Raw genomic sequence first — 12,598 nt, 5'->3', positions numbered from 1 at the left:
ATTCTAAATTTGGACCATTATTCGGCTGAAAGTTATTCTGCTATAACTTATGCAACGCGTAAATTGACGAATTTTAGGTACATGGTAATAGTTTTGCCGAATATTTATAAGTGTATTGTCACAATACTAATTTGTTTGTAACAAAATTGTAATGCAGATGAAAAATATGAAATAATAATCTTTAATAAAATCAAGGTTAGGGGAATGACAATGTTTATCGATACACATGTACATTTGAATGCAGAGCAGTATCAAGAAGACTTACAAGAAGTCATAGATCGAGCTCTTGAAGCAAAGGTTGAAACCATGGTAGTTGTAGGTTTTGATCGTAAAACGATTGAAAAAACAATGGAATTAGTAGAACAATACGATTTTATTTATGGTGTGATTGGTTGGCATCCAGTAGATGCTATTGATTGCACTGAAGAAGATTTACAATGGATTGAGGAATTGGCAGCACATCCTAAAGTCGTTGGAATTGGTGAAACAGGTTTAGATTATTACTGGGATAAATCACCAAAGGATGTTCAGCAAGCTCTTTTTCGCAAGCAAATTCATTTAGCGCAAAAAGTAAATTTACCAATTATCATTCATAATCGAGATGCGACAGCAGATGTTGTGGATATTTTACGTGAAGAGAATGCTGCTTCTGTTGGAGGCGTTATGCATTGCTATAGCGGAAGTGTAGAAACAGCACGTCAATGCATCGCAATGAATTTTATGATTAGTCTTGGCGGACCGGTGACTTTTAAAAATGCTCGCATGCCGAAAGAAGTAGCAACAGAGATACCTTTAGAGCACTTGATGATCGAAACAGACGCGCCATATCTAGCTCCACATCCTTATCGTGGTAAACGTAATGAACCAGCATTGGTGCCATTAGTTGCAGAAGAAATTGCACGTTTAAAAGAAATACCAATTGAGGAAGTTGCCAATGTAACGACTGCCAATGCAAAAAAATTTTTTAGGATTGACGTTTAACTAGCTAAAGTGCCTCCAATACTGTGTTTGCGGTTGGCTAAAATAGCATGGTCAAATTTTTTTGAAATACATTCGGGTTGACAGTGCTAAATCTAGTCCGTATAATCCAACTTTGTATTAAGGAGGCGTTTTTTCATGTCAAATAATTCCATGAAAAACTTGTTCTTAGGATCATTGAGGAGTAAGCAAACAGTGATAAGAATTGTTTCACTTGTCCTGTTTGTGTCAGTAATTTCATTCGTACTTTATCAAGGTACTAAAAAATCCGTAACGCTTAACGCTAACGGAGAAGCAATTGAAGTATCAACACATGCTAAAACTGTAGAAGAACTATTACAAAATCAAAATATAGACGTAGCAGCGCATGACAAAATATCACCCTCTCTGAATGCCAAAATTGTTAATGGTTTAGCAATTACTTGGGAACAGGCAAAAGAAGTAACAATTTCAGTTGATGGAAATCAGTCAAAAGTTTGGACAACTGAAAAACTAGTGAAAGACATTTTGAAGGAAGCAAATATCGAAGTATCAGAACATGATTCATTAGCGCAAGGTTTGGATACAGAAGTAGGAGCAGATAACAAAATCGATATTCAAAAAGCGTTTCAGGTAACGCTTGTCGATGGTTTAGAAAACAGACAAGTTTGGTCCACTTCGACTACGGTCGCTAACTTTTTAAAACAACAAGGAATTCAACTTAATGAATTCGATCGTGTCGAGAATAACCTGGAGGACGTTATCACTCCAGAGAGTAAAATCGCAGTAGTTCGCGTAGAAAAGGTTATCGATGTAGTGGAAGACTCTATTGATTTCGCAATTGAAAAGAAGCAAGATGCTTCTTTGCTAAAAGGAAAACAAAAAGTAGTCACGACGGGCGAGAAGGGTACAGTTTCTCGAACGTATGAAGTCGTGAAAGAAAACGGCAAAATTGTGGCAAAAAATTTACAATCTGAAAACGTCATAAAAGAGCCAAAGAAACAAGTAGTTGCTGTTGGTGCAAAAAAATTAGTAGCTAGCGCAACAACTGTGTCTCGTGGTTCAGCGGAGCCTGCTAGTGGGAAAGAATTTTATGTAACGGCAACAGCTTATACACCGTATTGTAAAGGCTGTTCAGGTACATCAGCTACTGGCATTAACTTGCGTTCAGGTTCTGGCTTAAAGGTAATCGCAGTAGATCCATCCGTTATTAAACTTGGCTCAAAGGTATGGGTTGAAGGCTATGGAACAGCTATTGCTGGGGATACTGGTGGTTCAATTAAGGGTAATAAGATCGATATACTTGTACAAACAGATGCTCAAGCCCGCAACTGGGGACGTAAGAAAGTGCGTATTAAAGTATTAAATTAAAAAAATTGTAAAATATAACAAAATGTTTTTCACTAAGCATTGGCTTTCCTGTATTGACTGGCGGGAAAGCTTTTTTCACGTATAGAACCGACTAGCTTTGTATTTCTGTACAATCACACAGGGCAGTTGTAAAATGGTCTGAAGATAAGGTAGAAAAGAGGAGCCTTTTTGCAAATTCAAGAAGTCATTGTCGTTGAAGGAAAAGATGATACAACAGCCATTAAGCGAGCTGTTCAAGCAGATACTATTGAAACAAATGGATCTGCAATTTCAGAGGAGACGCTTAAACGAATTCAGCACGCACAGGATAAACGAGGAGTCATTGTGTTTACAGATCCTGATTATCCAGGACGGCGAATTCGAGCTATTATTGAGCAACATGTCTCAGGGGTAAAACATGCCTTTTTACCAAAATCAAAAACAATTGCAAAAAACGGTAAAGGTTTAGGCATTGAGCATGCGGCAGATGAGGATATTCGCGAAGCGTTAAGTCTTGTCTATACGCCAAATAACAATGAGCCCATTACCGATGATATTACGCTAGAAGATTTAATGACCGCTCGTTTAATCGGTCATCCATTGGCGAAAAGACGCCGTGATCGTCTAGGTGAAATATTGAATATTGGTGCAACAAATGGTAAACAACTTCATAAAAGATTGAAAATGTTTCAAATAACAGAACAGCAATTTGGTGCTGCTGTCGCACAGGTAGATCAGGAGGAAAATAATGCATAAGGATATTGCAACACCCATTCGAACACAGGAAATTTTAAAAAAATATGGATTTTCATTTAAAAAGAGCTTAGGTCAAAATTTTTTAATTGACCCGAACATTTTAAGAAACATTGTTAGTCATGCGAATTTGACAGAAAACAGTGGTGCAATTGAAGTAGGTCCAGGTATTGGCGCATTAACGGAGCATTTGGCACGCAGCGCAAAAAAGGTTGTATCGTTTGAAATCGATCAGCGTTTATTACCAGTACTAGCCGATACATTAAGTCCATATAATAATGTGTCTATCGTGCATTCCGATATTTTAAAAGCAGACGTTGCTAAAGTAATTGAGGAAGAAATGCAAGGTATTGAGGATATTATGGTTGTTGCTAATTTACCCTATTATGTTACGACGCCTATTTTAATGAAGTTGTTAAATGATCGTCTACCAATCCGTGGTTTTGTGGTGATGATGCAGAAAGAAGTAGCGGATCGTATTACAGCGAAACCAGGAACAAAAGAATATGGTTCATTATCGATTGCCATTCAGTATTACGTGAAAGCAGAAATTGCGATGACTGTACCGAAAACTGTTTTTATGCCACAACCAAATGTAGATTCAGCAGTTATTCGTCTTATTAAGCATGATGCGCCACCGGTTAATGTGATTGATGAGGATTTTCTTTTTGTTGTCACAAGAGCGTCATTTGTACAGCGTCGTAAAACCATCTTAAATAATTTACAATCGGGTTTACCAAATGGTAAGGCCAATAAAGATAAAATCATCGAGGCTTTAGAATCTGTAAATATTGAGCCAACTCGTCGTGGTGAAACACTTTCCATTCAAGAGTTTGGGAAGCTTGCAGATGCTCTTTATCCAACCTTTGCAAAGTAAAAAATTTTGTTACATTTTCATGTGATATGAAAAAAAAACGTATTTTTTCAAAAAAAATAAGTTGACAACATTTATGAAGGGCTGATAAAATATTATATTTTGTTGACATTTTTGGGCGTATCACTTATACTAGGTATTAGTGAGGTGTAAGCGAAAATGCCAAAAACTTTAGCGGACATTAAAAAGTCGTTGGATTGTCATTTGGGTAAACGTTTGCAGTTAAAAGCAAACGGTGGTCGCAAGAAAACGATCGAGTGTGCAGGGATATTGCGCGAAACATATCGTGCAATTTTTGTAGTTGAGCTTGATCAAGAAGACAATACGTGCAAACGCGTATCGTATAGCTACACAGATATTTTAACTGAGGCAGTAGAGATTACATTTTTAGACGAAGCAAAGGCTGCTGTCGCGAAATAGTTTCTAGTACTTATTTCTATATTTTGGAGCACTCATGTATGTCAAAAACTACATGAGTGCTTTTCGTTTTATCGGACATACTAATGTCGTCAGTTGTTACAAGGAGGAGTTTATATGCCTAGAAAAGGTATCATGTCACCTCGTTTAAAAGAAGAGATCGCCAAAGAACTTGGATTTTATGATGTTGTGCAAAAAGAAGGTTGGGGCGGCATTAAAGCTCGAGATGCTGGTAATATGGTGAAACGTGCCATTGAGATGGCGGAAAGAGCAAGCAGTGAACAAGAGCGTAAGTAGTCTACATTGCCTAAAATAGGTTGCTTACATTTATTTACTTCATTTAGCTAGGGTTGCCTATGCTGAACACAACAAAACAACTGACGAGAGAGAACCGTTATAAAACGGTTCTTTTTTCAGTTTGCTTTCTCATTATGGTAAAATAAAATGAATTATCTTGCGCGAAAAATGAATGGCTGTTTCTGCGTGTAGTTATGAGGGAGGAAGTAAGATGCTTTATGTAAAGGCGCCTGCAAAAATTAATTTAACATTAGATGTTCTTTATAAACGACCAGATAATTATCACGAAGTGGAGATGGTCATGACGACTGTCGATTTGGCAGATCGTATTAGCTTAGAATCTCGAGAAGATGGAGTTATCGAAATTATTTCAACGGATAATTTCGTACCAAATGATCACCGCAACTTTGCTTATCAAGCAGCGCGTCTTATAAAAGATACATACGGCATTAGACAAGGTGTATCCATTACAATTGAAAAAGAAATACCGATTGCTGCAGGTCTTGCAGGAGGCAGTAGTGATGCAGCGGCGACACTAAAAGGCTTAAATGAACTTTGGAATTTAAACTTGTCCATAGATGAGTTAGCAGAGCTTGGTGCTAAAATCGGCTCTGATGTATCTTTTTGTGTATACGGAGGTACAGCGCTAGCAACTGGACGTGGAGAAAAAATTCAAGAATTACCTGCTCCGCCAAGCTGTTGGGTTGTATTAGCCAAGCCTAAAATAGGTGTATCGACAGCGGAAGTATATGGAGGATTGAAAGTTGAAGGACTTGAGCATCCAAATACAAAGCAAATGATTCAAGCGATTGAGACGGATAATTATGAACTATTATGTGCATCTTTAGGAAATGTTTTGGAAACTGTAACATTTAAGTTGCATCCAGAAGTTATTATGTTAAAAGAGCAGATGAGACGTTTTGGAGCAGATGCGACATTAATGAGCGGAAGCGGTCCCACGGTCTTTGGCCTTGTGGATAGTGAGGCTCGTGTAAGTCGAATTTACAATGGCTTACGAGGCTTTTGTGAAGAAGTATATGCTGTGCGCATTTTAGGGGAGCGAAATACGCTTGCTTAAAAACGCATATTTGTGTTAATTTTACCTATAAATATTCGTGTTTAGGAGAGGGTCGCATGAAATGGAAGCGTAGTGAACGACTAGTTGATATGACGTACTATTTACTAGAACATCCACATCAGCTGATCCCGCTAACTTATTTTTCAGAATTATATCAATCAGCAAAGTCTTCAATTAGCGAAGATTTAACGATTGTAAAAGAAACTTTCGAAGAAAAAGGAATCGGGTTATTGACAACAGTGCCAGGGGCTGCAGGTGGTGTGAAGTATATTCCTAAAATGTCCGAAGAGGAAGTTCGTTTAGTTATTCAGGATTTAAAAGCAGAACTTGAACATTCTGATCGTTTGTTACCTGGTGGCTATTTATTTATGACGGATTTACTGGGCAATCCAGATTTAATTAATCGAGTTGGTAAGGTCTTTGCATCTGCCTTTGCTGACCAACAAATTGATGTCATTATGACAGTGGCAACAAAGGGAATATCTATTGCCCATGCCATAGCAAGACACTTAAATGTACCGGTAGTAGTTGTTCGTAGAGACAGCAAAGTAACAGAAGGTTCTACAGTCAGCATAAACTACGTATCTGGTTCTTCTCGTAGAATTCAGACAATGGTATTATCAAAAAGAAGCATGAAGAGTGGACAGCGCGTACTAATTACCGATGATTTTATGAAGGTCGGAGGTACGATGAACGGTATGAAAAATCTACTAGAAGAGTTTGACTGTCAACTAGCAGGTATCGCGGTTCTTGTTGAAGCAGAGCATGCCGATGAAACTTTAGTAGATGATTACTATTCACTTGTAAAGCTTCATGAGGTAAATGAAAAAGATCGTACGATTGCATTAAGTGAAGGAAATTATTTTACAAAAAGGGAGAAATGACAAATGAATGTAGTATCTACAACAAATGCACCAGCAGCAATTGGACCATATGCACAAGGCATAATTGTAAATGGGATGTTTTATAGTTCAGGTCAAATTCCGCTTACTGCAACAGGGGAATTAGTAGAGGGTGATATCGCCGCTCAAACACACCAAGTCTTTGCTAATCTAAAGGCAGTGTTAGAGGCTGCTGGTTCATCATTAGACAATGTAGTAAAAACTACTGTCTTTATGAAGGATATGAATGACTTTGTGGCAATGAACGAAGTCTATGCTAGTCACTTTGGCGAACATAAGCCAGCTCGTTCGGCAGTGGAAGTAGCTCGTTTACCAAAAGATGTGAAAGTCGAAATAGAAGTAATAGCTGTTGTAAAATAAAATAAGCGCCCTTTAAAAGAACAATAACTCTTTTAAAGGGTTTTTTACTAATACTCACAATTTCCTTCGAGTGCCATTTTAAGTAGTTATCTTAGAAATCTAAAAAATTGTTTACTTAGAAAATGTAGCTGGATTACAGAAAAACATAAAAGATTCGTTAGTTTTCCAAAAAATTGACAAACTATTGTCAAATTTACGATGAACTAGAGAAAATATTATAGTGAATTAAAAATGAAGTATTCAAATTTTTTAGAAAATTTGTTAGACTATGAAAAGGAAAATATTCGGTAATAGGAATATAAATATTTTCATTTAGGCATCTAAGATGAGAGGTGGTGAGAAAATGGAAGTTACTGATGTGAGATTACGTCATGTTCAAACGGATGGTCGCATGCGTGCGATTGCTTCCATTACACTCGACAATGAGTTTGTGGTACATGATATCCGTGTAATTGATGGCAATACAGGCTTATTCGTTGCTATGCCAAGTAAACGTACACCGGATGGAGAATTTAGAGATATTGCGCATCCGATTAATTCAACGACACGTAACAAAATTCAAGAGATTATTTTAAACGCTTATCATAACTCAAGCGACACGCCTGAGTCAGAACAAGCAGCCGAATTAGAAGGAATTGGCGTATAGGTTTTATGAAAATAAATGGTCGTTCAAAGGTTATTTACAAAATAAGGACTTTTTGGCGATGAAAAATAGAAAGAACTCCTCAATGAATGAAGGGTTCTTTTTATTTTTCAAAAAAGAGAAAACGGGCAGATTTTAGTGCATAGCTGATAACAATCGAGCATAAGCCGTGTTTGATTTAGGAATTCACTTTTTAGTCAATTCTACATGCCTTGAAAATAGATGAATTTTGCTATATAGTCATAAGAGAAAATGAGCGTATTGGAGGACTTACTGATGAGCAATATTTTTGCTGTCATTTTGGCTGCAGGTCAAGGTACACGTATGAAGTCCAAATTATATAAAGTGCTCCATCCAGTATGTGGGAAGCCCATGGTACAACATGTAGTGGATCACATTCAAACGTTAGATGTCGAGCGCATCGTAACGGTTGTAGGACATGGTGCAGAAAAAGTAAAACAACAACTTGGCGATAAAAGTGAGTATGTTTTACAAGCTGAACAACTAGGTACAGCACATGCAGTACAACAAGCAGAGTCAATTTTAGGTAGCGAGCAAGGAACAACATTAGTTGTTTGCGGTGATACGCCACTTATTCGTCCTGAAACGATGAAAGCGTTATTTGAGCATCATCTAGCAAATAATGCAAAAGCGACAATTTTAACAGCTGTTGCTGAAAATCCAACTGGCTATGGTCGTATTTTACGTGGCGATAATGGACAGGTGGAACAAATTGTTGAACAAAAAGATGCAAGTGTAGAGCAGCAACGAGTAAAAGAAATTAATACGGGGACATACTGCTTCGATAACAAGGCGTTGTTTGAGACGTTAAAGCTTGTGAAAAATGACAATGCACAGGGCGAATATTATTTACCTGATGTAATTGAAATTTTACAAAAACAAGGCGATATCGTTGAAGCATATGTAACCGATGATTTTGAAGAAACACTCGGTGTCAATGACCGTGTGGCATTGTCACAGGCGGAGACATTAATGCGTGCACGTATTAATGAACGTCATATGCGTAATGGTGTAACAATCATTAACCCAACTGCTACTTACATTAGTTCAGAAGCAGTCATTGGACGTGATACTGTTCTACAACCTGGCTCTATGATTGAAGGAGCAACGGTAATAGGAGAAGATTGTATTATTGGCCCAAATTCACAAATTATTGATAGTCGTATTGGTGACCGTACTTCAGTACATTCCTCTGTTGTAAGAGAAAGCACTGTAGCGGAAGATACAGCGATTGGACCATTTGCACATATTCGTCCACTATCTGATATCGGTAGCCATGTTAAAATCGGTAACTTTGTAGAAGTGAAGAAAAGTACACTAGGTCATGACACAAAAGTATCCCATTTAAGCTATATTGGAGATGCTGAAATAGGAAATAACGTCAATGTTGGCTGTGGTTCTATTACAGTGAACTATGATGGGAAAAACAAATTCCAAACAATTATTGAAGATGATGTATTTGTAGGATGTAATACTAACTTAGTAGCGCCAGTGAAAGTTGGAAAAGGTTCATTTATTGCAGCAGGATCTACAATTACAAAAGAAGTTCCTGAAGATGCGCTAGCAATTGCTCGTGCAAGACAAGAAAACAAACCGAATTATGTAAGCAAATTAAATTCAAAATAATTATCAACTAAACAGGAGGCCATCATGCCGTATCAATATGCAAACTCACAATTAAAAATATTTTCACTCAATTCTAATAATCCACTTGCCCAAGAAATTGCGCAAGAAATGGGAGTTGAATTAGGGAAATCTTCTGTTAAGCACTTTAGCGATGGAGAGATTCAAATTAGCATTGAAGAAAGTATTCGTGGTTGTGACGTGTTTATCGTGCAGTCAACTTCTGCACCTGTAAACGAACATTTAATGGAGCTTTTAATTATGGTAGATGCTGTAAAACGCGCATCTGCACGTACAGTTAACGTTGTAATGCCTTACTATGGTTATGCTCGTCAAGACCGTAAAGCAAAAGCGCGTGAGCCAATTACAGCTAAATTAGTGGCAAACTTACTTGAAACGGCTGGTGCAACACGTGTTATCGTTTTAGATTTACATGCACCACAAATCCAAGGTTTCTTCGATATTTTAATCGATCACTTAATGGCGGTACCTTTACTATCTGATTATTTCAAATCAAAAGGTATTCCTGCTGAGGAAATCGTAATTGTTTCACCTGACCATGGTGGAGTAACGCGTGCACGTAAAATGGCAGAACGTTTAAAAGCACCAATTGCAATTATTGACAAACGCCGTCCAAAACCAAATGTTGCAGAAGTGATGAACATCGTTGGTAATGTTGATGGTAAAGTGGCAATCTTGATTGATGATATTATCGATACTGCAGGTACAATTACGATTGGCGCTGATGCATTACGTGCTGCGGGTGCAAAAGAAGTGTATGCATGTTGCTCACATCCAGTACTGTCTGGTCCAGCTATCGAGCGTATTGAAAACTCTGCGATTAAAGAATTAGTAGTAACAAACACAATTCAACTTTCTGAAGAGAAAAAATCACCAAAAATTACAGAGCTTTCAGTAGCTAAATTAATGGCAGATGCAATTTCTCGCGTTTACGAAAACAAATCAGTAAGTACTTTATTCGATTAATTAAGTTCAGTTCATAATGTTTTTCTGGACAGATGCATTTTTATAAAGCAAAAGGCGGCGCACTCCATCGAAGGAAAGTGACCGCCTTAGCTTAGCAAAAATATATATATTATATTTATTTTAAAGCTTTTAAAATGGTTATCTGCAAAGCTAGAAATACAAATTATGGGATTCATTTTAGTTTTACGTAAAAGAATTAGCATAATATGTGACAAAAAAAGGACAAATCTACATTTATGAGTAGATTTGTCCTTTTTGCGTAGCGGTTATGTGTGAAGATTTTCATTAAGGGGTATAATAGTAATTGTTACTGCTTAATATCTGCATTCATATGTAAAATGAATGTAAATATTATAAAAAATTTCAGCGTTGTTAAAAACTCTTAACAGAACGAATAAATATTTATATTAAAATTCTGTAAATAGGTTGCGACTACGGTGAAATAAATCATTAATTTTTCTTGGAAGGGGAAGGTATAGATATGAGTACCGTGTTAAGTGTAAATAATCGCGAAACTGGGCATCGTTCGACATTAACCCAACTTAGAAAAGGGGGAGCCATTCCTGCTGTTATTTATGGCTACAAACTAGATTCAACCCCAATTTCTATTTCAGCGAAAGAATTTAGGCAATTCGTTCAAAAAAATGGGCGTAATGGTGTTATTCCGGTGGAGTTAGATGGTGAACGGGTAAATGTCGTTGTATCAGAAGTACAAAAATGTACACTGAAAGATGAAGTGAATCATGTTGATTTTTTAGCAATTAATATGACTGAAGAATTAGAAGTAGATGTTGCAGTAACACTTATTGGAGAATCCGTTGGTGTAAGTGAAGGTGGCATTTTAATGCAGCCAAACTTAGAAGTAAGAATTAAAGTAAAACCTGCTGATATTCCGGAAACATTAGAAATTGATATTACGAAACTAGCAATTGGAGAATCTATCATGGTAGCAGATATTCGCAATCAAGTAGATTTTGAAATTGTGAACGAAGATGATCATATCTTAGCAACAATTATGGCACCAACCGTATCGGCAGAAGATGAAGAAGTCGAAGAAAGTGTGGAGGCATAAGGTTAAATAGACGTTAGTAGGGAAGGCTATCGAGGAAGTCGTAAAAGACGGACTTGATAGTCTTTTTTTTATTGAAAAAGCGATAATGATATTAATGGTGAATGGATTTTTAGCATATGGATAATTGTTCAGAAGTGGTATGAACGAAATGCTTTCTTAGAGCGCAGTATGGTAAAATAATGACTATTAGATTGAAAGAAGTGAGGTACTTATGAAAATTATCGTTGGTTTAGGAAATCCAGGTAAACCTTATGAGCATACAAGACATAATATTGGCTTTGATGTCATAGATGCATTAGCGAAAAAGTGGGATGCACCATTAACGAATTCGAAATTTAATGGCATGTATGCTACTGTACATCGTCCTGAAGGAAAGGTTCTACTTGTTAAGCCTTTAACATATATGAATTTATCAGGGGAATGTGTTAGACCTCTCATGGACTATTTTGATATAGATGTGAAGGATCTAATCGTTATTTATGATGATTTAGATTTAGAAACAGGCAAATTGCGTTTGCGTCAAAAAGGCAGTGCGGGCGGGCATAATGGTATTAAATCGCTAATTCAGCATTTAGGAACACAGGAATTTAACCGAATTCGTATTGGTGTGAGTCGCCCACCAGCAGGCATGAAGGTAGCGGATTATGTGCTATCTAAGTTTTCTAAAGAAGAGAATATTATTATGGCTGATGCTATTGATAATAGTGTTCATGCAATAGAAGCGTCTCTTTCAAAACCATTTCTTGATGTGATGAACCAATTTAACGGTGCATAATCTTTTTCCTAAATGTCTATACTTTAAGTAGTAAGTTGCTTAAAGGAGGATGATTTGGAGATGGCAATTCGCTACCGGTGTAGGCATTGTGAAGTAGAAATAGGAACACTACCATTTGATGCAGATGATACAATTCGAAAGTTGCATATTTTTGAGTTAGGTGAGGCAGACGATTATGTTGAAAAGAATCAACATGGTGAAACAACCGTCCACTGCATTTGTGAGCAATGTGAGGATTCGCTTAGACAATATCCAGATTATCACGCACTCAATAAATGGATTCAATAATTGGAAGGATGCTTTGGCGCACAATGTGTGCGTCCAAAGCTTTTTCCGTTTTTATTTTTTGAAGCACATGGTTACACTGCTTTTAATAATATGAAAAAAATCGATACAGATAGAGAATCATCTTTTTAAACTAAAAGTGAACTAACTAGGACAATTACACAAAGGTGAACATGATAATTAGACAATGGGAATGTGTAATAG

Annotated in this window: 15 protein-coding genes; all 15 read left to right on the top strand. The window is 37.0% G+C overall.

The annotated features are described in order from the left end of the window. Positions 1–210 precede the first annotated feature (210 nt). The 15 genes from LS41612_RS22895 to LS41612_RS22825 all read left to right on the top strand — a co-directional run bounded on the left by LS41612_RS22895 (position 211) and on the right by LS41612_RS22825 (position 12,397). Positions 211–981 (top strand): TatD family hydrolase, encoded by a 771-nt coding sequence (locus LS41612_RS22895; RefSeq protein WP_024362582.1) that lies wholly within the window; start codon positions 211–213, stop codon positions 979–981. Between the two features lie 135 nt (positions 982–1,116). Next, positions 1,117–2,328, top strand: a complete 1,212-nt coding sequence (locus LS41612_RS22890; RefSeq protein WP_024362583.1) for a resuscitation-promoting factor — start codon at positions 1,117–1,119, stop codon at positions 2,326–2,328. A 168-nt stretch (positions 2,329–2,496) separates the two neighbouring features. Then, the gene (rnmV, locus tag LS41612_RS22885; protein WP_024362584.1) at positions 2,497–3,063 is read left to right on the top strand and encodes a ribonuclease M5; all 567 of its coding nucleotides are present in this window, start codon (positions 2,497–2,499) and stop codon (positions 3,061–3,063) included. Continuing rightward, positions 3,056–3,937, top strand: coding sequence for a 16S rRNA (adenine(1518)-N(6)/adenine(1519)-N(6))-dimethyltransferase RsmA (gene rsmA / locus LS41612_RS22880; RefSeq protein ID WP_024362585.1), 882 nt, complete (start codon positions 3,056–3,058; stop codon positions 3,935–3,937). The genes rnmV and rsmA overlap by 8 nt, the downstream gene beginning before the upstream one ends. A gap of 156 nt (positions 3,938–4,093) precedes the next feature. Continuing rightward, positions 4,094–4,354, top strand: coding sequence for a biofilm formation stimulator Veg (gene veg / locus LS41612_RS22875; RefSeq protein ID WP_024362586.1), 261 nt, complete (start codon positions 4,094–4,096; stop codon positions 4,352–4,354). 114 nt (positions 4,355–4,468) lie between these two features. Next, entirely contained in the window at positions 4,469–4,648 is a 180-nt protein-coding gene (locus tag LS41612_RS22870; RefSeq protein ID WP_004229193.1) for a small, acid-soluble spore protein, alpha/beta type, read from the top strand. Between the two features lie 211 nt (positions 4,649–4,859). Continuing rightward, entirely contained in the window at positions 4,860–5,726 is an 867-nt protein-coding gene (ispE, locus tag LS41612_RS22865; RefSeq protein ID WP_024362587.1) for a 4-(cytidine 5'-diphospho)-2-C-methyl-D-erythritol kinase, read from the top strand. 56 nt (positions 5,727–5,782) lie between these two features. Continuing rightward, entirely contained in the window at positions 5,783–6,610 is an 828-nt protein-coding gene (gene purR, locus LS41612_RS22860) for a pur operon repressor (protein ID WP_024362588.1), read from the top strand. Positions 6,611–6,613: 3 nt separating this feature from the next. After that, the gene (locus LS41612_RS22855) at positions 6,614–6,988 is read left to right on the top strand and encodes a RidA family protein (RefSeq protein WP_024362589.1); all 375 of its coding nucleotides are present in this window, start codon (positions 6,614–6,616) and stop codon (positions 6,986–6,988) included. 343 nt (positions 6,989–7,331) lie between these two features. Continuing rightward, the gene (gene spoVG / locus LS41612_RS22850; protein ID WP_024362590.1) at positions 7,332–7,634 is read left to right on the top strand and encodes a septation regulator SpoVG; all 303 of its coding nucleotides are present in this window, start codon (positions 7,332–7,334) and stop codon (positions 7,632–7,634) included. Between the two features lie 273 nt (positions 7,635–7,907). Continuing rightward, complete coding sequence (gene glmU, locus LS41612_RS22845) at positions 7,908–9,278, top strand: bifunctional UDP-N-acetylglucosamine diphosphorylase/glucosamine-1-phosphate N-acetyltransferase GlmU (protein ID WP_024362591.1); 1,371 nt, start codon at positions 7,908–7,910, stop codon at positions 9,276–9,278. A gap of 24 nt (positions 9,279–9,302) precedes the next feature. After that, on the top strand, positions 9,303–10,262 hold the full coding sequence (locus LS41612_RS22840) for a ribose-phosphate diphosphokinase (protein WP_024362592.1): 960 nt from the start codon (positions 9,303–9,305) through the stop codon (positions 10,260–10,262). 481 nt (positions 10,263–10,743) lie between these two features. After that, on the top strand, positions 10,744–11,334 hold the full coding sequence (locus LS41612_RS22835; protein WP_029747221.1) for a 50S ribosomal protein L25/general stress protein Ctc: 591 nt from the start codon (positions 10,744–10,746) through the stop codon (positions 11,332–11,334). Between the two features lie 211 nt (positions 11,335–11,545). Then, on the top strand, positions 11,546–12,109 hold the full coding sequence (gene pth, locus LS41612_RS22830; RefSeq protein ID WP_024362593.1) for an aminoacyl-tRNA hydrolase: 564 nt from the start codon (positions 11,546–11,548) through the stop codon (positions 12,107–12,109). A 60-nt stretch (positions 12,110–12,169) separates the two neighbouring features. Then, entirely contained in the window at positions 12,170–12,397 is a 228-nt protein-coding gene (locus tag LS41612_RS22825) for an anti-sigma-F factor Fin (RefSeq protein ID WP_024362594.1), read from the top strand. The last annotated feature ends 201 nt before the right edge of the window (positions 12,398–12,598 follow it).

The organism is Lysinibacillus sphaericus (assembly GCF_002982115.1).
GTDB lineage: Bacteria > Bacillota > Bacilli > Bacillales_A > Planococcaceae > Lysinibacillus > Lysinibacillus sphaericus.
This window is presented reverse-complemented; position numbering and strand designations above follow the sequence as displayed.